Annotated in this window: 24 protein-coding genes; 12 read left to right on the forward strand and 12 right to left on the reverse strand. The window is 68.3% G+C overall.

Annotation, left to right across the window (positions count from 1 at the left end; translation table 11 throughout):
* Nucleotides 1–30: 30 nt before the first annotated feature.
* Nucleotides 31–336 carry a hypothetical protein gene (locus P0D77_RS06020; RefSeq protein WP_277555347.1) on the reverse strand — a complete coding sequence of 102 codons (306 nt, stop codon included), beginning with the start codon at nucleotides 334–336 and terminating at the stop codon, nucleotides 31–33.
* A gap of 260 nt (nucleotides 337–596) precedes the next feature.
* Between P0D77_RS06020 and P0D77_RS06025 the strand changes: the two genes are divergently transcribed.
* The gene (locus P0D77_RS06025) at nucleotides 597–1925 is read left to right on the forward strand and encodes an adenylosuccinate synthase (RefSeq protein ID WP_277555348.1); all 1329 of its coding nucleotides are present in this window, start codon (nucleotides 597–599) and stop codon (nucleotides 1923–1925) included.
* Nucleotides 1926–1980: 55 nt separating this feature from the next.
* Here P0D77_RS06025 and P0D77_RS06030 read toward each other — a convergent pair whose 3' ends face one another.
* Nucleotides 1981–2673: a hypothetical protein gene (locus P0D77_RS06030; RefSeq protein WP_277555349.1), complete on the reverse strand. Its 693-nt coding sequence runs from the start codon at nucleotides 2671–2673 to the stop codon at nucleotides 1981–1983.
* Nucleotides 2674–2754: 81 nt separating this feature from the next.
* Here P0D77_RS06030 and P0D77_RS06035 point away from each other — a divergent pair, with 81 nt between their 5' ends.
* The 5 genes from P0D77_RS06035 (at nucleotide 2755) to P0D77_RS06055 (ending at nucleotide 5923) form a co-directional block, all read left to right on the forward strand.
* Nucleotides 2755–3294: a redoxin domain-containing protein gene (locus tag P0D77_RS06035; protein WP_277555350.1), complete on the forward strand. Its 540-nt coding sequence runs from the start codon at nucleotides 2755–2757 to the stop codon at nucleotides 3292–3294.
* A 22-nt stretch (nucleotides 3295–3316) separates the two neighbouring features.
* Nucleotides 3317–4183: a prenyltransferase gene (locus P0D77_RS06040; RefSeq protein WP_277555351.1), complete on the forward strand. Its 867-nt coding sequence runs from the start codon at nucleotides 3317–3319 to the stop codon at nucleotides 4181–4183.
* Nucleotides 4184–4219: 36 nt separating this feature from the next.
* Nucleotides 4220–4966: a DUF547 domain-containing protein gene (locus P0D77_RS06045; RefSeq protein ID WP_277555352.1), complete on the forward strand. Its 747-nt coding sequence runs from the start codon at nucleotides 4220–4222 to the stop codon at nucleotides 4964–4966.
* A 56-nt stretch (nucleotides 4967–5022) separates the two neighbouring features.
* A complete protein-coding gene (locus P0D77_RS06050) occupies nucleotides 5023–5214 on the forward strand; it encodes a methytransferase partner Trm112 (RefSeq protein WP_277555353.1) in 192 nt (63 codons plus the stop codon).
* A gap of 91 nt (nucleotides 5215–5305) precedes the next feature.
* The gene (locus P0D77_RS06055) at nucleotides 5306–5923 is read left to right on the forward strand and encodes a DUF7524 family protein (protein ID WP_277555354.1); all 618 of its coding nucleotides are present in this window, start codon (nucleotides 5306–5308) and stop codon (nucleotides 5921–5923) included.
* Nucleotides 5924–5962: 39 nt separating this feature from the next.
* Here P0D77_RS06055 and P0D77_RS06060 read toward each other — a convergent pair whose 3' ends face one another.
* Both P0D77_RS06060 and P0D77_RS06065 read right to left on the reverse strand, forming a co-directional pair.
* Nucleotides 5963–7297, reverse strand: a complete 1335-nt coding sequence (locus P0D77_RS06060) for a DR2241 family protein (RefSeq protein ID WP_432764828.1) — start codon at nucleotides 7295–7297, stop codon at nucleotides 5963–5965.
* On the reverse strand, nucleotides 7298–8176 hold the full coding sequence (locus P0D77_RS06065) for a CbiX/SirB N-terminal domain-containing protein (protein WP_277555355.1): 879 nt from the start codon (nucleotides 8174–8176) through the stop codon (nucleotides 7298–7300). It abuts the gene before it with no gap.
* A gap of 193 nt (nucleotides 8177–8369) precedes the next feature.
* Here P0D77_RS06065 and P0D77_RS06070 point away from each other — a divergent pair, with 193 nt between their 5' ends.
* Together P0D77_RS06070 and cysS are read left to right on the forward strand one after the other, a co-directional pair.
* Nucleotides 8370–8876 (forward strand): DUF7523 family protein, encoded by a 507-nt coding sequence (locus P0D77_RS06070; protein WP_277555356.1) that lies wholly within the window; start codon nucleotides 8370–8372, stop codon nucleotides 8874–8876.
* Between the two features lie 57 nt (nucleotides 8877–8933).
* On the forward strand, nucleotides 8934–10448 hold the full coding sequence (gene cysS, locus P0D77_RS06075) for a cysteine--tRNA ligase (protein ID WP_277555357.1): 1515 nt from the start codon (nucleotides 8934–8936) through the stop codon (nucleotides 10446–10448).
* 24 nt (nucleotides 10449–10472) lie between these two features.
* On the opposite strand, the gene P0D77_RS06080 is transcribed toward cysS, so the two are convergent.
* From P0D77_RS06080 to P0D77_RS06090, 3 genes are all read right to left on the reverse strand, one after another.
* Nucleotides 10473–11411: a universal stress protein gene (locus P0D77_RS06080; RefSeq protein WP_277555358.1), complete on the reverse strand. Its 939-nt coding sequence runs from the start codon at nucleotides 11409–11411 to the stop codon at nucleotides 10473–10475.
* 75 nt (nucleotides 11412–11486) lie between these two features.
* The gene (locus tag P0D77_RS06085) at nucleotides 11487–11774 is read right to left on the reverse strand and encodes a DUF357 domain-containing protein (protein WP_277555360.1); all 288 of its coding nucleotides are present in this window, start codon (nucleotides 11772–11774) and stop codon (nucleotides 11487–11489) included.
* Between the two features lie 67 nt (nucleotides 11775–11841).
* A complete protein-coding gene (locus tag P0D77_RS06090) occupies nucleotides 11842–12390 on the reverse strand; it encodes an Lrp/AsnC family transcriptional regulator (RefSeq protein ID WP_277555362.1) in 549 nt (182 codons plus the stop codon).
* A gap of 339 nt (nucleotides 12391–12729) precedes the next feature.
* Here P0D77_RS06090 and P0D77_RS06095 point away from each other — a divergent pair, with 339 nt between their 5' ends.
* The 3 genes from P0D77_RS06095 to P0D77_RS06105 all read left to right on the forward strand — a co-directional run bounded on the left by P0D77_RS06095 (nucleotide 12730) and on the right by P0D77_RS06105 (nucleotide 16611).
* The gene (locus P0D77_RS06095; RefSeq protein ID WP_277555363.1) at nucleotides 12730–14913 is read left to right on the forward strand and encodes a universal stress protein; all 2184 of its coding nucleotides are present in this window, start codon (nucleotides 12730–12732) and stop codon (nucleotides 14911–14913) included.
* Nucleotides 14914–15023: 110 nt separating this feature from the next.
* Nucleotides 15024–16076 carry an NAD(P)/FAD-dependent oxidoreductase gene (locus tag P0D77_RS06100; RefSeq protein ID WP_277555364.1) on the forward strand — a complete coding sequence of 351 codons (1053 nt, stop codon included), beginning with the start codon at nucleotides 15024–15026 and terminating at the stop codon, nucleotides 16074–16076.
* A gap of 250 nt (nucleotides 16077–16326) precedes the next feature.
* Nucleotides 16327–16611 (forward strand): DUF7545 family protein, encoded by a 285-nt coding sequence (locus P0D77_RS06105; protein WP_277555365.1) that lies wholly within the window; start codon nucleotides 16327–16329, stop codon nucleotides 16609–16611.
* A gap of 121 nt (nucleotides 16612–16732) precedes the next feature.
* On the opposite strand, the gene P0D77_RS06110 is transcribed toward P0D77_RS06105, so the two are convergent.
* The 5 genes from P0D77_RS06110 to P0D77_RS06130 form a co-directional block, all read right to left on the reverse strand.
* Nucleotides 16733–17545, reverse strand: a complete 813-nt coding sequence (locus P0D77_RS06110) for a ZIP family metal transporter (protein WP_277555366.1) — start codon at nucleotides 17543–17545, stop codon at nucleotides 16733–16735.
* A 147-nt stretch (nucleotides 17546–17692) separates the two neighbouring features.
* Nucleotides 17693–18820, reverse strand: a complete 1128-nt coding sequence (locus P0D77_RS06115; RefSeq protein WP_277555367.1) for a M24 family metallopeptidase — start codon at nucleotides 18818–18820, stop codon at nucleotides 17693–17695.
* Nucleotides 18821–18915: 95 nt separating this feature from the next.
* Nucleotides 18916–20526: a uracil-xanthine permease family protein gene (locus P0D77_RS06120; RefSeq protein WP_277555368.1), complete on the reverse strand. Its 1611-nt coding sequence runs from the start codon at nucleotides 20524–20526 to the stop codon at nucleotides 18916–18918.
* Between the two features lie 107 nt (nucleotides 20527–20633).
* On the reverse strand, nucleotides 20634–21578 hold the full coding sequence (locus P0D77_RS06125; RefSeq protein ID WP_277555369.1) for a carbohydrate kinase family protein: 945 nt from the start codon (nucleotides 21576–21578) through the stop codon (nucleotides 20634–20636).
* Entirely contained in the window at nucleotides 21575–22375 is an 801-nt protein-coding gene (locus P0D77_RS06130) for a sugar phosphate isomerase/epimerase family protein (protein WP_277555370.1), read from the reverse strand. The genes P0D77_RS06125 and P0D77_RS06130 overlap by 4 nt, the downstream gene beginning before the upstream one ends.
* Nucleotides 22376–22489: 114 nt before the next feature.
* Here P0D77_RS06130 and P0D77_RS06135 point away from each other — a divergent pair, with 114 nt between their 5' ends.
* Nucleotides 22490–22870, forward strand: coding sequence for a DUF8048 family protein (locus P0D77_RS06135; protein WP_277555372.1), 381 nt, complete (start codon nucleotides 22490–22492; stop codon nucleotides 22868–22870).

Raw genomic sequence — 22870 nt, forward strand, 5'->3', positions numbered from 1 at the left:
ACCGCGCGACGAGAGAAGCGGGGGCGAGCCTCAGTTCTCGAGTTCCGGCGCGTCCTCGATGCGCATCCCGCCGATCTTCTCGACGATCTCGTCGATCTTGCCGTCGAGTTCGTCGACGAACTCCGCGGTGCGTTCGGTGGTAATCGCACCCTGACTCGACGGCTCGATGAGGTTCTCCTCCTCGAGGACGCGAAGCGAGTAGCGTACCTTGTGATGCGGGTAGCCCGTCTCGTTGGACATCTTGACGATCCCGATTGGCTCGTTTTCGATGACCATCCGGAGGACTTGGAGGTGCCGTTCCAGCATATCGACCTCCTTTTCCAGTCTGTCTATCATGACACGTGTTAACTCGTCCGTGCCGCGTTTAAAAGTTCCCCTCCCGGACGAATACGGGTTATTCGAACGTCACGTCGTCGTGCGGTTCTGTTTCGACTACGTGTGTGGGAGTAGTTAACGGTTACGCGCGTCGGTCGACGCGACAATGCGCAGACACGGATAGCCGGAAGTCTCGATGGCAAGATATATGCACAGATACGGATCGCTTCGATGCGGAGACCGTAATCTGTTTACCGGGGGACGCGGAATCCTCGGTCGGTATGACAGTCACAATCGTCGGCTCCCAGCTCGGGGACGAGGGCAAAGGTGCCCTCGTCGACCTCTGGGGCGGGGACGCCGACGTCGTGGTGCGGTATCAGGGCGGCGACAACGCCGGCCACACGGTCGTCGAGGGCGGCGAGGAGTACGCCCTCTCGTTGGTCCCCTCCGGGGCGGTTCGCGGGAAGGTCGGCGTCCTCGGCAACGGCTGCGTGGTGAACCCGCGTACGCTGTTCGACGAGATCGGGACCCTCCGCGAACGCGGCCTCGACCCCGACGTGCGCGTTGCCAAGCGCGCGCACGTCATCCTCCCGTATCACCGCCGACTCGACGGTATCGAGGAGGAGGCCAAAGCCGAATCGGACGTGAAAGTCGGAACGACCGGGCGCGGCATCGGCCCCACCTACGAGGACAAAGCGGGTCGCCGCGGCGTCCGCGTGGGCGACCTGCTCGACCCCGACGTGCTCCGCCAGCGGTTGGAGTACGCCGTCCCGCAGAAGCGGGCCGTCATCGAGGAGGTGTACGGCTTGGAAGCGGGCGAGGAGTGCGACATCGACGCCCTCCACGAGGAGTACGCCGAGTTCGGGCGTCGCCTCCGCGAGGAGGGGATGGCCGTCAACTGTTCGGACTTCCTGTACGAACAGCGTGCAGCCGGGCAGAACGTGATGTTCGAGGGTGCGCAGGGGACGCTCATCGACATCGATCACGGGAGCTACCCGTACGTCACCTCCTCGAACCCGACCGCTGGCGGCGCGGCCACCGGGTCGGGCGTCGGTCCGACCGTCACCGGGCGCGGCGAAGTCGTCGGCGTCGTGAAGGCGTACCTCTCGCGCGTCGGCGAGGGGCCGATGCCGACGGAACTCGACGGCGATACCGCCGAAGAGGCGCTCGCGTCGGACATCCGCGAGAAGGGCGGCGAGTTCGGCACCGTCACGGGCCGCCCACGTCGCATCGGATGGCTCGACGTGCCGATGCTGCGCCACGCCGCGCGGACGAACGGCTACACCGGTCTCGCGGTCAACCACCTCGACGTGCTCGCTGGCCTCGACGAACTCCACGTCGGCCACGCGTACGAACTTGAGGGAGAACAGCGGCTCTCCATCCCCGCGACGACCGAGCGCTGGGCCGAGTGTGAGCCGGTGCTGAAGGAGTTCGAACCGTGGGCGGAGGTCGACTGGAGCGCCGTCGCCGCGGAGGGCTACGAGGCGCTTCCGGAGGCCGCGCGCGAGTACCTCTCGTACATCGAGGCCGAGACAGACACGCCGGTGTACGCCGTGGGTGTCGGCCCCGACCGCGAGCAGACGGTCGTGCGGACGAACCCCTGGGAGTAACGCGACCGGACTCCTGGTCAACTCCCGGTCCGTTCTCTTCGAGCGAACGCGACCGCTACAGCAGACGCTGCACTTCTCGCGTGGTGTCTTCGCGAACGCGCGTCTCCGCGCGGCGCATCGCGCGACGCGCCTCGTCGGTGAAGTCCACGCGTACCTCTGGCAGTCCTCCGGCGAGGAGGCCGCCGACGCCGCCGAGCAGTTCGCCGGGGTCCAGCGTCGTCTCTAGCCGGAACGCGTTCGGGTATCGAGCCATCGGTTCGGTGAACTCGAAGCGCTCGTCGACGAACTGCAGCGCCTGATCCAGTGTGAAGCCGTCTTCCAGCGCGGGCCAAAACTCGTCTTCGTCGCTGTCGAGCAACGGCTGGACGTCCTCGATGAGCCCCCGTTGGCGCGCCAGCAGGGCGTCGAGAATCTCCTCGCGTCGGTCGGCCGAGAGCTCGCTTCGCATCGCCAGCGCGTACGCATCGTGGCCGAGAATCTCCTCGCGGTGTGTCTCGAACGGATCATCCGACTCGAACGCGTCGAGTGCGGCGTAGAACTCCGCGAGCACCTGGTCGCGGTAGTCGTCGAGTTCCGGACGGACGACCCGGCGTTCGAGCAGTTCGTTTCGCTTGAGTAGTTGCTCGGTGACGCCGGGCGGTCGGTTCCCGCCGCGCAGGGCGTTCACGACGGAGAACTCCTTGTAGGTCGCCCGGACCGCGTCCTCGACGAACCGCTCGAATCCCTCCTCAACGGCGGCGCGCGTCATCGTCGGATCTGTGGGCGGCGAGGTGGTAACTCCGTCGCCCGGTCGGGAAACGCATACCCGGCTGTGGGCCCTGCTTCCGGTATGCCCGATTCGATAGCGGTCGGTGCGCCCGCGCCGACGTTCTCCCTGCGCAATCTCGGCCCCGGTCCCGACCCGTACGGCCTCGCGGATGCGGCCGCCGACCACGACGGACTTCTGTTGCTGTTCCAGCGCGACTACCTCTGTGGCAACTGTCGCAAACAGGTCGCCCACGTGAAGACGCGGTACGAGGAGTTCGCGGCCGTCGACGCCGAGGTGGCGTCGGTCCTCCCCGAGTCGCCCGAGCGCACCCGCGACTGGCAGGCGTCGGTCGAGTTGCCGTACCCGGTGCTCGCGGACCCCGACGGCGAGACGGGCGACGCCTACGACCAGCCGGTTCGATTCGGCGCACTCGGCAACCTGTTCGACCTCGTCGGGCGGATGCCACTGGCGCTCGTCGTCGACCTGCGCGACGAGCCGACGATTTCGTCCGCCTTCCCCGGAACGCGACCCGCCGACCGACCGGCTCTCGACGACCTCCTCGCGGCCTGTCGGGCCGTGACCGAGGGGGCGTCCGGCGGCTCCGACCCTGAGCGTGCGTAGGCGGCTCCACGCACTGTGGCAGATGACGCGGCCGGCACAGGTGCTGCTCATCGTCGTGGTGTACTGGCTCGGCGTCGCCATCGCACTCGCTCGCGGCGGGTCGCTCGACGCCGTCGCAGTCGCCGGCGGTGCGGGCGCGACCGTCGCCACGGCCGTGACCGTCCACTACGCCAACGAGTACGCCGACTACGACACCGACCGCCGAACCGAGCGCACGCCGTTCTCGGGCGGGAGCGGGGCACTCGTCGACCTCGACGTGCCCGACCCGCGGCGCTTCGCGTGGCGAGCGACAGTCGCCAGCGGCGTCGTCGCCGTCGCCGCCGTCCTCGCTGTCGGCGCGGTGGGCGTCCCGGTCACGACCCAAGTGCTGCTGTTTGCGGTGTTCGTCCTCGGGTGGGCGTACTCTCTCCCGCCGATCAGACTCATTTCGCGTGGGATTGGCGAGGCGACGAACGTTCTGCTCGGGGCGATACTCCTCCCGCTTGCGGGGTACGCGACGGTCGCGACGCCCGACGCGACGGCGGTGCTCGCGCTGGTGCCGTTCGCGTGGCTGGTCGTCCCGAACCTCCTCGCGACCCACTACGCCGACCGTGAAGCCGACGCCGCGACGGGGAAGCGCACGCTCGCGGTTCGGTTCTCCGGTCCGGCGTTGCGACGCCTGGGCGTCGGGTTCGCCGCTGGCTATCCCGTCCTCGTCGGGGTCGTCGCCCTCGTGGATCTGGTTCCGTCGATCGTAGTCGTCGCCCACGCACTCGCGGTGCCGCCTGCGGCGTGGACCGTCCGGACGCTCACGCGCCGCCGGTCACCGCTCCCCGCAGTCGCCGCGATGGTGACGCTCGCGACGGCGTCGCCGCTCGCGTGGACGTGGACGTGGCTCGCGCACGCCTGAGCAAACCCCTCTGTGGTCGCTACCCCACTACTGGCCGTGAGCCATTCCGCGGAAGACGAGGAGCCGTCCACCGCCGCCACGGATCCGCTCGCGGTGAGTCGCGCGTTGCTGGTTGGCGTCAAGCGCGGGGAGTCGGTCGAGGCGGAACGCGAGTCGCTGGCGGCGCACTCGGAGACCGCGCTGGACGCACTCGACGACGCCGAGCGGCTCGCCTTCTGGCTCAACTGCTACAACGCCGCCGCCCAACTGCTCGTCGCCGACCGGCCCGCACTGTACGAGTCGCGCCGGCGGTTCTTCGCCGCAGACGCGCTGACGGTCGCCGGAACCGCCCTGTCGCTCGACGACATCGAACACGGCCTGCTTCGCGGACACTCGAAGTACGGCCTCGGCTACCTCCCGCGCGTGCGCCCGGCGGCGTTCGAGCGTCGCCACCGCGTGGACTCGGTCGACCCGCGTATCCACTTCGCGCTCAACTGCGCGGCGGCGTCGTGTCCTGCCATCGCCGCGTACTCGACTAACGTGGACGCGGAACTCGACGACGCGACGGCGCTGTACCTCGACCGCACCGTCGAGTTCGACCCGGACGCCGGGCCGTTCGGCCGCGGCGTCGTTCGCGTGCCGCGGGTGTGTCTGTGGTTCCACGGCGACTTTGGAGGTGTGGCCGGGGTCCGGGCGCTGTTGCGCGACCACGACCTGATCGGCGCAGACGACCGCCCGTGGGTCCGCTATCACGGCTGGGACTGGACCCGGCGAGTCGGGTGGTTCCGCGACGACGAGACGTGAGACCGCGGGACGGGGAACCCGCATACTTTTGGCCGGCCCGCGCAAGGTTTCGGGTAATGAAGGAGTCCCTGTTGGACATCGTCTGCTGTCCGCTGGACAAACACGACCTCGACCTCGAGGTGACCGAACGCGAAGAGGGTGACGACAGTGAAATCATCGAGGGGACGCTCACCTGCACCGACTGCGGGGAGACGTACCCCATCGAAGACGGTATCCCGAATCTCCTGCCGCCGGATATGCGCGAGTAACGGGCGACGGTCGACGACCGACGCCGAACACACCCCGGCGTCACCCGGACGCCTGCCAACCTTTTTGCCGTAACCGAGCGGAGAAACCATCGTGTCGTCAGAGGGGGACCCGTTGGGGGTCACACTGAACCGGGACCGACTGAACGAGGCCACAGCGCCCGACACGTACCGCGCCGACGGCGATTTCGCCGTCGAACTCCGCAACGAGGGCGCACCAGTCCACGTCCACCTCCGGTTCCAGGGACCGCTCGCCGCGGTCGCGAGCGTCGCGAACTCGAACTACTACGTCGACGAGGGAGCGACCAGCGCCGTCGGCGTCTCCGTCGCAGACATCGACGAATCCGTCGAGGGCGCGGTAGAGATCGTCACCGGCCACGGCGCAGATGGGACGAGCGTCGCCGTCACCGTCGACCCGCCGCCGGCGCCGGTCGACGTCGACGAGTCGTTCGGGTCGCCACGGGCGGCCCAGCGTGCGACCGCCGAGACGAACGACGACGAGAGCGGGGAGAACACGGGCGGACCGACGCTCCCCGACCTCGGTTCGCGACTGCCCGACACCGGGACGCTCTCGGTCGTCGCCATCGCCGTCGCTGCCCTCCTCGGTGCGGGAGTCGTCGCCGTCACGCTGGACGGACTGGCCGTGACGCTCGGCGTCGTGGCGGTCCTCGTCGCCGTCGTCGTCGCGATGTTCCTGCTTCTGGAGAACTGAGACCGCGTCGCTGGCGGTGACGGTGTCGACGGAGAGGGATTACTCCTCGTCGTCGTGGTCGCTGTGGTCGTCGTGGTCGCCGTCGTCACTGTGGTCGTCGTGGTCGCCGTCGTCGCTGTGGTCGTCGTGGTCGCCGTCGTCGCTGTGGTCGCTGTGGTCGCCGTCGTCGCTGTGGTCGTCGTGGTCGCCGTCGTCGCTGTGGTCGCTGTGGTCGCCGTCGTCGCTGTGGTCGCTGTGGTCGCCGTCGTCGCTGTGGTCGTCGTGGTTCTCGCCGTGATGTTCGTCGGGTTCGGTCGGAACACCACCGAGGTTGCCGTGGTCGTCGAACAGTTTCGCGCGGAGGTAGCGCGTCCGGTAGCGGTTGGCGTCCTCGTACACGTCGGCCTCGCGTATCTCGTCGACCCGGTCGTCGGCGACGGCCTCGATGATGCCCTCGACCTGTTCTTTCTCGCTGGGCGTGAGGTGGAACGTGTACTCGCGAGGCTCTTCTTCCTCTAACTTCGTCCACTTGCGCCCGGCGGCGACGACGAGCGAACACGGCTCCCGGCACGGGAACGCGCCGGTGCCGCCGTCGGCCGCGAGTTCGTCGTCCGCGCTGTACTGCCACTCCCGGCGTTTCGTACACTGGGAGTCGTCACACGCCGCCTCCGCGACCCACTCGACGGCCTCGCGTGGCAACTCGGAGACGATGCCGTAGATGCCCGTCTGTCGCTCCATCGTGTCTGCCCAGTGGTCGACGTCGAGCGTCCCCTGCTGTTCGCGGTACCAGTTGGCGACCGTCGCGGGGTACAGCGTCTCGACCGTCTCGACGGCGTCGCGCCACGAGAGGTCGGAGAACACCCACCCCGTCTGGAGGTTCGTCGCCGTCTTCAGCGGGCGGTACTCTCCGTCGTCGTCGAACTTTGCGATGTCGCGAGCGTCGAGGGGGTCGTGGTACGCCTCCAAGTCGTCGACCGCGTGGTCGGCGTCGTCGACGTGGCGCACGTCGTAGTGGCGGTAGCCGTCGTCGGCGTCGACGGTCGCCTCGATTCGGAGTTGCCCCCACTCGGTGACCATCCCGTCGGCGAGGGCGTCGTATCGCTCGTGGACCGCGTGGTGGTCGGCGGCCTCCGCGTGGCGGAGGAACGCCCGACGCGGGGAGTCGTGTCGCTGGACCTCCCGCTCCCAGAAGTACCAGTTCGTGACGTACGAACTGTCGTCGGCGTGGGCGTGGAGTTCCGACTCCGAGAGGCCGGTCGCCTCGTGGTCGGGTGTGGCGAACGTGTAGCCGCCGTCACCGTCCCCGTCGTCGTGTTCGTGTGCCACGTGGAGACCGTCGAACTCGATGCCCGATTCGGCTTCGCCGAGGAGGGCGTCGAACTGTCGCGCGAGCATTCAGTCGTCCGCCCCCGGAGCGACGCGAGTGGTCTCACGGACCGTCTCGATGGCAGCCGTCACGTCCGCGCCCGCGTCGGCGGCGCGTTCGAGGACGACGTCGGCCATCAGCGCCTCCGTGCCGACCGCGCCGGCGTACCAGATGCGGTGGCCGTCCACTTCGGCGGGCACGTCGTAGCCGGTGCGGTAGTCGTCGGTGAGGCCCATGTCCTCGGGGATGTCCTCCTGCGTGTGGAAGCCGTCGGAGATGAACAGGGGGACGACGACGACGTCTTCGACCTCGAAGAAGTCGGTCACGTCGTCGACTTCTGGTTCCTCGTCCATGTACAGCGCCTGCACCTCGTCGAAGCGGTCCATCTCGCGTACGCGCTGGGCGTGGTACTCGATGGCCTTCGCGGAGTTTGCGTTGCGTTCGGTGCCGTGGCCGACGACGGCGAAGCCGAACCCCTCGCCCACATCGGGGTTGCCGGTGACACTCTCGGCGCGGCGAACGAGGACGTCAGTCATCGACTCGTGGGTGCCGACCGGCCCGCAGTAGTGGACGGTCTGTCCGGTGTCTTCGGCGGTGTAGGTGGCGACGTCCGCCGAGAGGCCGTCGGAGTCCCAGTCGGCCACGTCCCAGTCGTCGAGGCGGAGTTCCCGGGGGATGACCTGCTCGGTGAAGTAGCCCTCCGAGATGAACATCGGGACGACGTACACCTCGTCGGCCTCGCAGGTGCGGAGCACCTCCCGGAGACTCGGCTCTTCTTTCCAGAAGCCGGTTCGAACCTCGTCGAACGCCCCGGCCGCGCGGATGGTGTCCGCGTGGTCGTAGGTGGGTGCGCTCGACCCGGGGTTGAGATGCGACCCGTGGGCGACGATGACCAGCGCCTGACTCATACGCGATTTACGGGGCGGCGCGACCTTATCGCCTTCGGCAGCGGCGGCAGTGAGTGTGTGTGACTCCAGGCTGAGAGCGTCGCGGGCGGCCGATTCGAGGCGCACGACGCGGAGTCGGGTTGGGCACGTCGACCCGGCCGACATCGGGCGGCGGACCGCCGAGATTATGTCCGCCGCCGTCGGCCACTCGGCAATGACTGTCGCCGAGGAGACACGCGCCGCCGTCCGCGAGCGGCCGTTCCTGTACGACGCACTCGCGGCGGGCGTCGCCAACTACGCCGCCGCCGCCGAGACGCTCGACGTCGACGCCGACGCCGATGCCGTCGCGACTGCACTGCGCCGATTCGCCGCCGACCTCGACCTGGCGACGACCGCCGAGGCCGACGCCCGCGTGACGATGCAGCGCCGGGTCGGTGTCGTCGACGCGGATGCCGACGTGGACACCGATGTGGACGACGAGGAAGCCCTGCTGTCGGTCGGTGGCCAGCGATTCGCCGCCGGTGCGGGCGACGGAACGGCGATTCTCGCTACCGGCACGGTCGACGTGGAGACACTCGAACGCGTCCTCGGTCGACTTCGCGTCGGGGGCGTTTCGGTGGAAGCGGCAGCCGTGACGCCGTCGGCGCTCGCCGTCGTCGTCGGGCGACGCGACGGCGCGACCGCGCTTCGCGTCGTCGAGGCGGTCGTCGACGGGGCGTGATCGGGTCGGGACGAACTTCGACCGTTTATCAGGGAGGCCCGCGTACCGCCGCCCGATATGGGTCTGTCCGTGACCAACACCCTGACGGGCGAGCGCGAGGCGTTCGAGCCGGCGAGCGACGACGAGGTTCTCCTGTACGTCTGTGGGCTGACGGTCTCGGACGACGCCCACCTCGGCCACGCTCGGCTGTGGTTCCACGCCGACGTCCTCGACCGCTGGCTGACGTGGCTCGGCTACGACGTGCGCCACGTCGAGAACGTCACCGACGTGAACGAGAAGATCGCCGCCCGCGTCGGCGAACGCGACGGCTGGGATACCGAGGCCGACGTGGCCCGCCACTTCACCCAACAGGTGATCGACGACATGCGCGGGCTGAACCTCAAGCGCGCGGAGGTGTACCCTCGCGTCTCCGAACACGTCCCCGAGATCATCGCGCTCATCGAACGCCTGATCGAGTCGGGTCACGCTTACGAGGCCAACGGCTCCGTCTACTTCGACGTGACCTCCTTCGACGACTACGGCCACCTGTCGAACCAACGGCCCGACGAACTGGAGGCCGACGACGACGTGGACGCCCACACCGAGAAGCGCCACCCCGCCGACTTCGCGCTGTGGAAGGCCGACGGCGTCAGCGCGGAGGCAGTTCGCGAACACCGGAAACACGACCACGACGGTGACCTCCCCACCGGCCAGACGTGGGAGTCTCCGTGGGGCGAGGGGCGCCCTGGCTGGCACATCGAGTGCTCCGCGATGTCGACGACGCACCTCGGCGACACCCTCGACGTCCACATGGGCGGGCGTGACCTCGTGTTCCCCCACCACGAGAACGAGATTGCACAGAGCGAGGCCGCGACCGAGCACACGTTCGCCCGCTACTGGCTCCACAACGGTCTGCTAGAGACGAAGGAGGACAAGATGTCCTCCAGCCTGGGCAACTTCTTCACCGTCTCGGACGCCCTCGACGAGTTCGGCGTCAACGTCGTGCGCACGTTCTACTTGGGCGCACAGTACCGCGGTGACCAAGTGTTCTCCGCGGACGCGATGACCGAGGCCGAAGAGCGGTGGGAACGACTCGAACGCGCCTACGAGACGGCCGTCGACGCCTGCGACTCCGTCGACGCACACGCGAAGGCGACCGACGACGACCTCCGTGGCGCGGTCGACGACGCCCGCGAGACGGTCGTCGAGTCGATGAACGACGACCTGAACGTGCGAGGAGCGTTCGGTGCCCTCCTCGAACTGGCGACGGCGGTGAACAGCCACGTCGACAGCGTCGACGCCGGTGGCGACGGAGAGACGGATGACTCCGACGGCTACGACTACCGCGGGCTTCACCGGGCAGTCGAGACGTTCGAGGAGTTCGGCGGCGACGTGTTCGGTCTCGAACTCGGGCGCGAGGCCGGCGGCGACGTGGAACTGGTCGAGGGTCTCGCGTCGCTCGTCTTGGACGTTCGCGAGGCCGAACGCGAGGCGGGCAACTACGAGCGTGCCGACCGCCTCCGCGACGACTTGGAGGCGCTCGGGCTCAGCGTCGAAGACGGCGACGACGGTCCGGAAGTTCGATTCGAGTAGCAGGCCCCGGGTTCGTCTCTCTGGCTACGCCGCGTCTGTCGCGTCGCGGCCGTCCTCGGAGTCGGTCGCGCCCATCACCGCCGGGACGACCAACACCGGTCGGTCTGCGCTGCGGACGACTCGCTCTGCGACGCTCCCGAGCATAATCCGACGGATGCCTCTCCGGCCGTGCGTGCCGACGACGACCAAATCGGCGTCGACCGTGGCAGCGTGTTCGCGGATTCGACGACCGGCCTCACCGTCGAGTATCTCCGTCGTCAGCGGGACGCCCCGCTCGTCTGCCCGCTCACGGACTCTGTCGAGCGCCGCCGTCGCGCCCTCGGTGAGGGCGGTTCGCACCGATTCGGCAACCCCATCGCTCACCGTTCCAGCGCCGATGCTCGCGAGCGCCCTCGACTCGTCGACGGCGCTCACGGCCGTGAGTCGCCCGCCCAACGCCGCCGTCAGGTCGACGGAGACTTGCTCGGCCGGTAGGGCGGCGTCGCTGCCGTCGGTGGCGACGAGGACGTCGCTGTCGGGGCCCCAGTCGCGAATCTCGTCGTCGCCGTGGACGGTGAGGACGGGGACTTCCGCCGTGCGGATGACCGCTTCGGCGACACTCCCGAGGAGGACCCGCCTCGTGCCGCCGCGGCCGTGTGTCCCGAGGACGAGCAGGTCGGCGTCCGTCTCCGCGACGTGGGCGACCAACTCCTTGTAGGGTGACCCACGTCGAACCTCCGGAACCGCCTCGACGCCCGCCTCTCGCGCCCGGTCTGCGGCGTCCTCGACGAACGAGGCCGCCTCCTGTCGATTCCGTTCGACGTCTGTCACCCGCTGTCCCATCGGGAACGGGTCGACGACGGCGCAGGGGTGGACCCGCGCGCCGACCGCCGCCGCGACCGCGATGGCGGTGTCGACCGCCTCGGTCGCCGGATCGCTCCCGTCGGTCCCGACCACGATGTCGGTGACTTCGTAACGATTCATCACTCCCTATTGACACGGTGGGAGCATAAAGTGCCACAGTAGGTACACGACGCTGGGAGTGCGTCAGTCCTCGAGTCACTCCATCGTGAACAGGTGGGTGTCCTCGGGAATCGTGAACAGGCCGAGGCGAACGCCGCAGTCGAGCCATCCGTAGCCGTAGGAGTAGGACGCGAGCGCGTTCACGGGGTCGTCGTTCGCGCGGAAGTGGCGACCGTCCTCCAGATACGAGACGGCCATCTCCTCGCACTCCTCGGCCATCGCGTACAGCGGCGTCCCCTCGGGGACGCACACCTCTGCCTCCGCGAGGGCGGCCTCCAGCATCTCGCCGTACCGGGTCGTCTTCTCGTCGAGGTCGGCGGGCATACGCGACTATCCTCCGTGCGGTTCCCTGAGCGTGTCGTTGTTGATTGGGCTCGTCTGAGCGACGGGACTAGGTGTCGCCGTCGTCGTCGCGGCCGGTGTGGCTGTCGTCGTCACCGTCGGCGTCGCTGTCGTCGTCCAACACGGGTTCTTCGCCGGGGTCGAGGAAGCCGTGGTACGGGCAGATGTACTCGTCGCGGATGAGTTGCTCGTCGATGACGTCGAGGCCGATGGCGTCGACGTCTTTCGTGATCCGGTCGAGGTCGTCGTGGTCGCGACCGATGGCGTTGACGTACACGTTCCGTTCGCCCGTCATAATCTCGCGAACCGCGGTGACACCGCGGATGTCTCGGGCGCGGTCGGCAAGTTCGTCCCGTCTCGGGACAGGCGCGGTACAGATGATCTTGGTGTACAGCGGGTAGCCCGCCAGGTCGTAGTCGATGTCGATGTGATAGCCTCTGACCACCCCGCTCGACTCCAGTTTGTTCAGCCGCGTCCGAACGGTGCTCGCCGACAGGCCCAGTTTCTCTGCGATGTCACTCGACGACGTCGACCGTGCGTCCTGTTGGAGGTAGTAGAGGATGTGTCGGTCGGTCGAGTCCAACTCGCCGTCTTTCATCTACACGTGTGTCTCCCCGGTCCCCGTATTAGTCTTGTTCCGTGCGGGCGACTGCCGCTGGACGGACGCTGGTGGTCGCTCGGCGGCTACCACAGTTGATGACGGAAGTCGAGTAATCGAACACGAATTTTGACGATCCGTTGTTTGAACCGGCTAGTTTATCGGAAGCCGTCACAAATCAACGATCGATACCCGGGCGGGACGTCTCTTCCCACTGGGCGACTACTCAATTATGAACTTGGAGCAACTCGACGGCGAACGCCGCCGAGAGGCCGGCGCACAGACGAGACACGACCGACTGACCGAAACCGGCCCCGGCGCGGTGGTCGCGGAGCACGGATGAAGGAACTCGAACGCGACCTCGGACTGCCGTCGGTGCTCGCCATCAGTATCGGCGCGATGATCGGGAGCGGCATCTTCATCCTGCCCGCGTTGGCGCTGGAGATTGCCGGTCCTGCGGTGATCCTCGCGTACGCGCTGGCGGGACTGCTCGTCGTCCCCGCGGCGCTCTCGAAGTCGGAGATGGCGACCGCGATGCCGGAGGCCGGCGGCACGTACATCTACATCGAGCGGGGGATGGGTCCCCTGCTCGGGACGATTGCCGGCGTCGGCACGTGGTTCTCGCTGTCGTTCAAGGGCGCGCTGGCGCTCGTGGGCGGCGTGCCGTACCTGCTGTTGCTGTTCGACCTGCCGTTGCAACCGGTCGCGCTGGGGCTGGCGGCAGTGTTGATTCTCATCAACATCGTCGGCGCGAAACAGACTGGTCGGCTCCAGGTGGCTATCGTCGTCGTGATGCTGGCGGCGTTGGCGTGGTTCGCGGTTGGGAGCGCCCCGAGCGTCGAGGCGGCCAACTACGCAAACTTCCTCGGCGCGGGCGTCGAGGGAGTGATCGCTGCGACCGGCCTCGTGTTCGTCTCCTACGCGGGCGTGACGAAGGTGGCGAGCGTCGCCGAGGAGGTCGAAGATCCCGGCCGGAACATCCCGCTCGGGATACTCGGATCGCTGGCGTTCACGACGGTCCTGTACGTCGCCGTCGTCGCGGTGCTCGTCGGCATCACCGACCCCGGTAGCGTCGCGGGGTCGCTCACGCCGGTCGCTGTCGGCGCGGAGGCGACGCTCGGGGCGGCCGGCGTCGTCGCCGTCATCGTCGCGGCGGTACTCGCGCTCATTTCGACGGCGAACGCGGGTATTCTCTCGTCGTCGCGGTACCCGTTCGCGATGAGTCGCGACAGCCTCGCGCCGCCGTCGCTGTCGTCGGTCAGCGAGCGGTTCGGCACGCCGGTCGCCTCCATCACGCTGACGGGGGCGGTGCTGCTAGCGCTGATCGCATTCGTCCCCATCCTCGACATCGCGAAACTCGCCAGTGCGTTCCAGATTATGGTGTTCGCGATGATCAACGTGGCCGTCGTGGCGTTCCGTGAGGGCGGTGGTGAGTACGCCCCCGAGTTCACCTCGCCGCTGTACCCGTGGATCCAGATCGCAGGCGTCGTCTCGGGCGTGTTCCTGCTGACGCAGATGGGGACGGTCGCTATCGCGGGCGCGGTCGCCATCGTCGTCGGCAGCGTCGTCTGGTACTTCGCGTACGTCCGCTCTCGAGTGAACCGTGAGGGCGCGGCGACCGACGCGATCCGACGGCAGGTCAGCCGCGAGGCGCTCTCGGAGATCGAGTCCGCCCTCGCTGAGCGCCCCGGCACCAAGGAGGTACTGCTCGCACTCACGAAGGATCTTGACCGGGAACGAGAGCGATCGCTGGTCGCGATGGCGGCGGACCTCGTCCGCGAAGATGGTGGCCGCGTCGTCGCGGTTCGATTCGAGGAGGTGCCCGACCAGGCGCCGCTCACCGAGGGAGCGACTGTCCAATCTGACGCCGATCGCTCCTTCGAGACCCGGGTGAACAGGCTCGGCGACGAGTTCGGCGTCGACATCGAGGCCGACGAGATCGTCAGCCACGACACGAAACACGCGGTGGTCAACTTCGCGGCCCACCGCGGGGTCGACACCATCGTCGCCGAGCACGAACCCCTCCGGCTCCGGTCGCGGCTGTTCGGCGACCCGATCGACTGGGTCGTCAGGCACGCGCCCTGCGACGTGTTGCTCGTCGACAATCTCGGCTACGACCGCCCCGAGCGGGTCGTGCTCTCGGGCGACGTCGGCCCGTACCCGCCGCTGGTGGTCGACGTCGCTGAGGCGGTCGCCGCCGCCAACGGCGGGGAACTGTCACTGTGGCAGCCAACGGGAGCCGACGACTCCGAGAAACAGCGGCGGCTCGTCGCGGACTACCGCGCAGAACTGTCGGACCTCGTGTCGATTCCCGTCGGCACCGAGCCGGTCCAAACCGACGGGGGACGCCAGCCGATGCCGGACCTGCTCGTCCGTCGTGGCGCCGACCACCGGCTCCGCAACGCGCTTCTCGACGAGCGGCCGGAGTTCCCGAGTCCAGGTTGTACGACCGTCACAGCTTACCCCCACGAATCGAGCCGCGTCGGGCTGACACGGCGGCTCGTCGAGCGACTCGCGTTCTGACGGAGCGACCGGCGGCTCAAACTATCTTGCACGATCTGATCAACTCTGTTGTTCGTTGCCCGAGCACGACAGCATAACCTACAAAGCCCGGAACGGCCTATCCACGGGTAATGACCGATTCTCCCGACGTCGTCGAACATCGGAAGCTGATCATCGCTGGAACCGGCTCTGCGGGGCTGACGGCCGCCATCTACGCCGCTCGCTCGAACAACGATCCGCTCGTGTTCGAGGGCGACGAACCCGGCGGACAGCTCACGCTCACCTCCGAGGTAGAGAACTTCCCGGGGTTCCCCGAGGGCATCAACGGCGCGGAGTTCATCAACAACGCCAAAGAGCAGGCCAAACGCTTCGGCGCCGAGGTGAAAAACGGCATCGTCGCCTCCGTCGACGACTCCGAGCGGCCGTTCCGCGTCGAACTCACCAACGGCGACGTGTACACCGCCGACGCTGTCATCGCCGCCTCCGGTGCGAGCGCACGCACGCTCGGCATCCCCGGCGAAGACGAGTTGATGGGCTACGGCCTGTCGACGTGTGCGACGTGTGACGGCGCGTTCTTCCGCGGCGAGGATATGCTCGTCGTCGGCGGTGGCGACGCGGCGATGGAGGAGGCGAGTTTCCTCACGAAGTTCGCCGACACGGTGTATCTGGCCCACCGGCGCGAGGAGTTTCGCGCCGAGGACTACTGGATCGACCGCGTGATGGAACACGTCGAGGAGGGCAACATCGAGATTCTGAAGAACACCGAGGTCACCGAACTCCACGGCACCCGCGAGGACGGCGTCGAGTCTGCGACGCTCGTGCGCCATCCCGAGGGCTACCCGACGGAGAAACTCGACGACCCCGAGACGGAGGAGTGGGAGTTCCCCGTCGGAGCGGTGTTCTTCGCCATCGGCCACACGCCCAATACGGAGTATCTCGCCGACACGGGCGTCGAACTCGACGACGAGGGGTACATCAAGACGGTTGGCGGCGACGGCGCGGGACAGACGGAGACGGCGGTTCCCGGCCTGTTCGGCGCGGGCGACGTGGTTGACTACCACTACCAGCAGGCCGTCACCGCCGCGGGGATGGGCTGTAAGGCCGCTATCGACGCCGATGACTACCTCGAAGAGCAGCAGCGTGCGGAGGCGAAGGCGGGGGAGACGGCCGCCGCAGACGACTGAAGCGAGACGCGAGCGGAGCGAGCGTCTCGGTACTTCGGCGGCGAGGTGTCCGCGGCCGCAGGCCGCGGGCCCGAGCCGCCCACAAACCACGTGGAACGCGAGACCTACGAACAACCCGAGGGTGAGCGAAGCGAGGCCACGGAGAAACGGTGGCACACATCGCCCACTAACGAATCCAGAAGCGAGCGTCTCGGACACCCAGGACACCCGAGACCCACGAACCTTTACGTCTCCTTGCCCTCCTCCGCTTATGGTCGGAACTGAAACCTACACCGTCACCGGACCCGAAGGCGACAGCGACGAGGTCGACCTCCCCGAAGGACTCGTCGATATGCTGGCCGAACAGGGCGAAAGTCCCAGCCAGGTCATCAGCGACGTCGTCCTGCAGGCGTTCGCACAGCAGGCACACGCCATCGCCCACCACTCGCAGGGCGAGACGCCGCAGGACGTCCTCGACATCAACGAGAAGGCCGAGGAACTGTTCGAGGAGCGCTTCGGACAGAGCCTGAGCGACGCGATGGGCCACTCGCACTAACCGCGAGTTCTCTCGACACCGAACCTCGTTTTCACCGAAAATCGCCCGGTAGCGACTGCTATACTCACGATACACGAGTCGTCGCCGAATCCGCTCGACTGCGACGGTGAACTCCTCGCCGCTATATCGAAGTGACCGACAGCAGTGGAATCATCGCGCCAGCGCCAGTCGCCATCCCCGCGACGAGTTCGCGTTTGCCGTCGCCTGCGAGGTCTTCGCCCAGTTCTAGCGCCTCCGGGATGAACTCCGTGAGGACGAGGTAGACCATCGCGCCCGCGGCGAACCCGAAGCCGATGGGGAGGAACTGCTGGGCGATGGTGACGAAGTAGAACGCGATGACCGCCCCCAGCGGTTGGGGGAGACTGGAGAACACCGCCCACCACACCATCCGCGAAGGCGCGACGTTCATATTCCGCAGGGGGATGGAGACGGCGACGCCCTCGGGGACGTTGTGGATAGAGATGGCGACGGTCATGAACACCGCCAGCAGGGGAACTGCGGTCCCGAATATGACGAGGCCGCCGGGCGTCGAGAACCCGAGTTCTGCGAAGGAGACGCCGACGGCGACCCCTTCGGGGAAACTGTGGACGGTGAGGACTCCGAGGATGAGGAGGAGTTTCTTCATATCCGCCTCCTCGTACTTCTTCGGACTCACCTCCGCACCCTCGATCACTTCGTGGGCGACGACGACGAGGACGACGCCCGCGAGGACGCCGATGCCCAACTCGACGGGCGTGCCGTACGCCAGTCCCTCACCGACGAGGCCGAACAGCGACGCGCCGAGCATAATCCCGGAGGCGAGGCCCCACAAGACGACGTTCCAGCGGTCGCTGATCTCGTCGACGAGGAAGAACGGAATCGCGCCCAACCCCGTCGCCAGCGCGGTGATCAGGCCCGCGACGAACACGAACACGTACGCGCCGAGGTCGGTCATACGAGAACCTAGCCCACCGGCGGATATAACTCTCACGTCGCTGATGTTTTCGGCGGGCCGAAACTGCAGACGTTGTTTCGGCGGCCCGAAACGGACGATTCTGCACCTCGATGTCCGAGACAGGATATGTCAGATAAAAGTTAACAGTTAGTTCGTCTGCCACCCACGGTCGGTGCGGTTGAGGCGGACACAGCCGTCGTCGGTGACGACGACCAGATCCTCGATGCGGACGCCGAACTCGTCAGGGAGGTAGACGCCGGGTTCGACGCTGAACACCATCCCCGCCTCCAGTTCGCGGTCGCCGTCGGCGACGATGTACGGTTCCTCGTGGACGTCGAGGCCGACACCGTGGCCGGTTCGGTGGATGAACTCCTCGCCGTACCCTGACTCGGTGATGACGTCACGGGCGGCGGCATCGACGTCGCCGACGGTGACGCCGGGTTCGACGGCGTCGACGGCGGCCTCCTGTGCCTCGCGGACGGTGCGGTGAACCTCACGGAAGCCCTCGGGTGGGCTCTCGTCGCCGAACACGAGCGTCCGCGTCTGGTCGGAGGGGTAGTCGTCGACGCGCGTCCCGAAGTCGAGAACGACGGGGTCGCCCGCCTCGATGGTGCGGTCGCCGTGGGTGTGGTGCGGCATCGCGCCGTTCGGGCCGGATCCGACGATGGTGTCGAACGAGACGCCCGTCCCGCCGTGTGCTTCCAACCGGTCTTCGATGTGCCGGGCGAGGTCCGTCTCGGTCATCCCGACGACCTCCCCACCCCACTCGCGCAGGTCACGCACGACGGCGTCCGCGGCCTCGCCCGCGTGTCGAAGTGCGGCGATTTCGGCGTCGTCTTTCCGGACCCGAAGCGGTGCGAGCGCCTCGCTGGCGAGGCTGAACGTCGCGTCTGGCAGGACCGCGCGGAGGTCGTGTGTGAATCGCGCGTGCATCGTGTCGTCGACGAGGACGTGCGGGGAGCCATCTGCGAGGCCCAGGTCGTCGACGACTGCCTCGACGGCGGCCACGGGGTCCTCGTCGTCGCCCCACGTCCGCACGTCGTCGACGGCGGCCTCGGCGCGGACCTGCTCGCCGGAGAGTTCTGGGACGAGAAACACCGGGTCGGCGTCGGCGGTGACGAACAACAGGAAGTGGCGCTCGCCGGGGTGTTCGCTGTAGCCGGTGAGATACCGGAGGTTCGTGCTCGGGAACAGCACCACTGCGTCGGCGTCGCCCTCGCGGAGTCGGTCGCGGAGGGCGTCGAGGCGACGCGCGTACGGGTCGTCGTCGGTCATACGCGGTCGTTCCGTCCGGGGCGAGTTGAACGCGTCGGAGGCGAGAGCGACTCCGGATGGCGCGTCGACGACCGACGCGGGAGCGACTTGCTGGCTCAGTCGGCGCGGTCGCCGTCGCGGACGAAGCGATCGTACGCGGACAGGAAGTCCTCGTCGGCTTCGGCGGTCCGCGCCCAATCTGCGATGCCGCGTTCCTCGTCGGTCCCGGGGATCAGGTTGTCGAACGCGAACGCGACGATGCCGCCGACGCTGATGCCGGTCGACCCGACGACGAAGACGGTGTTGGCGACGACTTCCGCACCGAGTACCGGCCCGAACACGGGCACAGCGGCCATACTCTGTGCGAAGAACGTCGCCCCGCCCATCCCGTCGGGGGCCGCCGCGGCGACGTTGCTGAAGTACTCGGGGACGAACAGCCCCGCGAACAGCGAGACGCCGAGGACGAACAGGTTACGCTGGGAGTCGAGGTCGACGTACTTCAGGTTCGCGAGGCCGACACCGACGATTTGGCCGAACATCGCGACGTAGAGGCCGCCGACGACCGGCGCGGGGATGCTGGCGACGAACGCGCCGAACGGCCCGAAGAAGCCGAACAGGATCATCGCGCCGGCGCCCACCTGCACGACGTACCGTGAGGCGACCCCCGTGAGGCCGATAGCGCCGATGTTCTCGGAGTAGGAGGTCGACCCGCCCGCACCCATCACGCCCGCGAAGACGTTAGCGAGCCCCTCCATCCCGATGCCGTGGGTGATGCGGCGCTCGGAGGGTGCGCCCGTCCCGGAGAGGCGAGCGACGGCGTGGTAGTCGCCTAGCGACTCGACGATGGAGGCGACGACGCCCGCTGCCATCCCGACGACGAAACTCGTCGTCACCTGTGGGACGCCCCACTGGAACGGGTAGATGGCGACCGCAAGCGGCGCGTCGAACACCGGGCCGATGTCGACGTATCCGGCCGTGCCGGGAGCGTACACGCCCGCCGCCGACAGCGCCAACGCGACGCCGTAGGCGACGACGATGCCGAGGAGGACGGGGAACAGTTTGAACGCCCGCGAGCGACCGCCGAGGAGCTGCGAGAAGACGGCGATGAGGCCGAACGTGAACAGCAACAGCGGCCAGTTCTGCGTCGCACTCGCCACCTGCGGCGCGGAGAACAGCGTCAGGCCGATGAGCGTGATGACCGGCGCGATGACGACCGGCGAGAAGTAGCGGCGGAGGCGACCGACGAGGCCGAGATACCCGACCGCGACCTCGAACAGCGCGGCGACGATGATGGCCCCTTGCAACTGCAACAGGGCGGCCCGCCACGCCTCCACACCTCCGCCGGGCGGGTTCGCGGCGACGACGCCGATGATGGCGAGCGCCGGCGCGAGCATCGAGAACGGCGCACCCTGGACGATTGGGTAGCGATTCCCGAGCGTCGTCTGCGCTAGCGTCGCGATACCGGAGACGACGAAGAACGTCCCCACGAACCGCGGGATGAACTGCCCGGGCATCCCCATCGCGCCAGCGAGGATGAGCGGCACCGCGATGTTCGCGCCGACCATCGTCAGGTAGTGTTGCAGTCCGAGTCCGAGCGACTGGAGGAACGGCGGGCGGTCCTCGACGCCGTAGGTGATGAGCGAGTCGTCGCCCGATCCGTCGGTGCGGAGTTCGTCGTCAGGACGGTCCTCCTCGTCGCCGACGGCCTCGTCCGGTGATCCTGGCATATCTGCCGGAGCGTCTTGGCTCTCCGACTTGAGCGTGCCGTTTGCGTCGGAATCGTGTCAACAGAAACAGAGTCTCGTCGATCGCGTGCCGCCGCTTCCCCCTCGCGCTACCCGTCGAGGAACGCCTCGACCGCCGCCCGCGTCGGTAGCGCCGACATCGCTCCCTGTGCGGTGGTCGCCCGCGCCCCGACGGCGTTCGCAAATCGGAGCGCGGACGCGAGGTCTGCGCCCTCGTCGAGCGCGGTGATCGCACCGGCGGTGAAGGCGTCGCCCGCGCCGGTCGTGTCGACCACCTCGGCCTCGAACCCGGCGTGTTCGGCCCGGCCCGCGCCCCACGGCGCGTCGCCGGTCGACCGGGCGTACGCGCCCGCCGCGCCCCGCGTGATCAGCGCGGTGTGGGGTCCCTCCGCGGTGATGGCCGACGCGAGCGCCTCGGCGGATCCCTCGTATCCGGCTGGGTCGAGGTCTTCCGCCGACGCGACGAGGACGTCCACGTCGGGGAGCGCCCGCGCCAACGTCTCGCTGTAGTCGAACTCGCGCCACAGAGAGGGACGCGCGTTCGGGTCGAACGAGACGGTCACGTCGTCGGGCGCACGGTCGAGGAGGTCGAACACCGCCGACCGCGACGGGTCGTGCGCGAGTTCGACGCCGCCGACGTGAAGCCAGTCCAGATTCGTGAGCGTCGCGTCGTCGACGCTATTCGCGTCGAGACGGGTGCTTGCGGTGCCGTCGAGGTACAGCGAGAAGGAGCGGTCGCCGTCGGCGTCGAGGGCGACGACCGCGAGACCGGTCGGCGCGTCGGCGTCGCGTTCGACGAATCGCTCGGGAATCCCCTCCTCACGGAGCGTCGCCGCGAGGAAGTCGCCGAAGCCGTCGTCGCCGAGTCGCGTCCACAGGAGCGGTGCGTCGCCGAGGCGGGCCATCCCGACGGCGACGTTCGCGGGCGCACCGCCCGGGCGGCGTACGTACGCGTCGGCGTCACCCGTCTCCCCGGCGGCGGCCGCTTCGGGGTGGAGGTCGACGATGCACTCGCCGACGACGAGCCGCGTCATTGCTCGACCTCCGCGGCGGCGAGGCAGTCGTCGATGTGCGCGATGCTGTGTCCGAGGTACGTCTCAGAGAGCGTGAACACCTCCGCCGAGAGCGTCCCCTCCCAGTCGTCGGGGAACGCCCGGAACAGACGCTCGAAGTCCACGAACCCCGCGCCGACGGGGAGGTGTTCGTCCGACCCGCCGCGCACGTCGTTGAGGTGAAGGTGGCTGATGCGGTTGGCGTGGTCGTCGACGAACGCCGCGATGCCGCCGTCGTCGCGGCCGTCGACGCGGGCGTGGCCGGTGTCGAGACACAGCGAGACATCCGTCCGGTCGAGCAGTTCGTCGATCCGGTTGGTGTCGAATCGCCCCTTCGGGACGTTCTCTGCGACGAGTTCGACGCCCCGGTCGGCGGCGTAGCCGTCGAGATGGTCGATGGACTCGACGATGGCGTCACCGACGACCGCGTCGTCGTGGGCGTGCGTCCACGCGTTCGACGTGGGGTGAACGGTCGCCTTCCGCGCGCCCAGGTCGGTCGCGAGGTCGACGTGCGCCTCCAGTTCCGCGACCGAGCCCGAGCGCACCGCTTGGAACGGTGACCCTGGGTCGACGCCGCGGAACGGGAGGTGGACGGTGAGACCGACGCCGTGGTCGGCGAGGGCGTCGCGGAGGCCGTCGGCTTCGGGCGCGAGTCGCTCGCGGGAGCCCGCCCCGTCCATCATCAACTCCACGTAGTCGTAGCCGTGGGTGGCGGCGGCCGCGACCGCCTCCCGATGGTCCATGCCGAGTTGGGTGACGAACCCGGTGTCGACCTGCATACTCGTCGTACCACCCGCCAGCACTTCGACCCTCCGACCTGCCGCCGCACGCGACACACCTCGACTCGTCGCGACCACCACAGCGCTCACGTCGGTGGACGTTCGAGTAGGCGTATGATCGCTGACGACGCGCTCGGTCCGTTGGCGGCACACGTCGCGTCGGCGGCATCGACCGCCGACGTCGAGGAGGGGGCGCTCCGTCGGACGCTCGCGCGGATGCAGTCCGACGTCCGCTCGTACCCCGGCGTGGCCGACCTCGTCTTCGAGTACCGCCGGGCGTTCGAGTTCGATCCGCTCGTCCGGCGCGAGGGTCGGGCGTACTACCTCCTCGTCCCGCCGCGGGTGTGGGTGGAGTTCGCCTCGTCGCTGGACGCGTCGACGGCGACGCTCGCGGCCGCGAAAGTCGTCCACGACAAGGCGTTCACCGCGGCGACCGATCTGGAACCGGACGAGCGTGGCGACTGGGAGCCGCTGGTGTTCGTCACCGACGAGTGA

The sequence above is a fragment of the Halobaculum limi genome (genome assembly GCF_029490015.1).
Classification (GTDB): Archaea; Halobacteriota; Halobacteria; order Halobacteriales; family Haloferacaceae; genus Halobaculum; species Halobaculum limi.

Bases quoted from the DNA above. Each gene is read 5' to 3' on its own strand.
- P0D77_RS06020 (WP_277555347.1), bottom strand. From the start codon at position 336: ATGATAGACAGACTGGAAAAGGAGGTCGATATGCTGGAACGGCACCTC.
- P0D77_RS06025 (WP_277555348.1), top strand. From the start codon at position 597: ATGACAGTCACAATCGTCGGCTCCCAGCTCGGGGACGAGGGCAAAGGT.
- P0D77_RS06030 (WP_277555349.1), bottom strand. From the start codon at position 2,673: ATGACGCGCGCCGCCGTTGAGGAGGGATTCGAGCGGTTCGTCGAGGAC.
- P0D77_RS06035 (WP_277555350.1), top strand. From the start codon at position 2,755: ATGCCCGATTCGATAGCGGTCGGTGCGCCCGCGCCGACGTTCTCCCTG.
- P0D77_RS06040 (WP_277555351.1), top strand. From the start codon at position 3,317: ATGACGCGGCCGGCACAGGTGCTGCTCATCGTCGTGGTGTACTGGCTC.
- P0D77_RS06050 (WP_277555353.1), top strand. From the start codon at position 5,023: ATGAAGGAGTCCCTGTTGGACATCGTCTGCTGTCCGCTGGACAAACAC.
- P0D77_RS06060 (WP_432764828.1), bottom strand. From the start codon at position 7,297: ATGCTCGCGCGACAGTTCGACGCCCTCCTCGGCGAAGCCGAATCGGGC.
- P0D77_RS06065 (WP_277555355.1), bottom strand. From the start codon at position 8,176: ATGAGTCAGGCGCTGGTCATCGTCGCCCACGGGTCGCATCTCAACCCC.
- P0D77_RS06070 (WP_277555356.1), top strand. From the start codon at position 8,370: ATGACTGTCGCCGAGGAGACACGCGCCGCCGTCCGCGAGCGGCCGTTC.
- cysS (WP_277555357.1), top strand. From the start codon at position 8,934: ATGGGTCTGTCCGTGACCAACACCCTGACGGGCGAGCGCGAGGCGTTC.
- P0D77_RS06080 (WP_277555358.1), bottom strand. From the start codon at position 11,411: ATGAATCGTTACGAAGTCACCGACATCGTGGTCGGGACCGACGGGAGC.
- P0D77_RS06085 (WP_277555360.1), bottom strand. From the start codon at position 11,774: ATGCCCGCCGACCTCGACGAGAAGACGACCCGGTACGGCGAGATGCTG.
- P0D77_RS06090 (WP_277555362.1), bottom strand. From the start codon at position 12,390: ATGAAAGACGGCGAGTTGGACTCGACCGACCGACACATCCTCTACTAC.
- P0D77_RS06095 (WP_277555363.1), top strand. From the start codon at position 12,730: ATGAAGGAACTCGAACGCGACCTCGGACTGCCGTCGGTGCTCGCCATC.
- P0D77_RS06100 (WP_277555364.1), top strand. From the start codon at position 15,024: ATGACCGATTCTCCCGACGTCGTCGAACATCGGAAGCTGATCATCGCT.
- P0D77_RS06105 (WP_277555365.1), top strand. From the start codon at position 16,327: ATGGTCGGAACTGAAACCTACACCGTCACCGGACCCGAAGGCGACAGC.
- P0D77_RS06110 (WP_277555366.1), bottom strand. From the start codon at position 17,545: ATGACCGACCTCGGCGCGTACGTGTTCGTGTTCGTCGCGGGCCTGATC.
- P0D77_RS06115 (WP_277555367.1), bottom strand. From the start codon at position 18,820: ATGACCGACGACGACCCGTACGCGCGTCGCCTCGACGCCCTCCGCGAC.
- P0D77_RS06120 (WP_277555368.1), bottom strand. From the start codon at position 20,526: ATGCCAGGATCACCGGACGAGGCCGTCGGCGACGAGGAGGACCGTCCT.
- P0D77_RS06125 (WP_277555369.1), bottom strand. From the start codon at position 21,578: ATGACGCGGCTCGTCGTCGGCGAGTGCATCGTCGACCTCCACCCCGAA.
- P0D77_RS06130 (WP_277555370.1), bottom strand. From the start codon at position 22,375: ATGCAGGTCGACACCGGGTTCGTCACCCAACTCGGCATGGACCATCGG.
- P0D77_RS06135 (WP_277555372.1), top strand. From the start codon at position 22,490: ATGATCGCTGACGACGCGCTCGGTCCGTTGGCGGCACACGTCGCGTCG.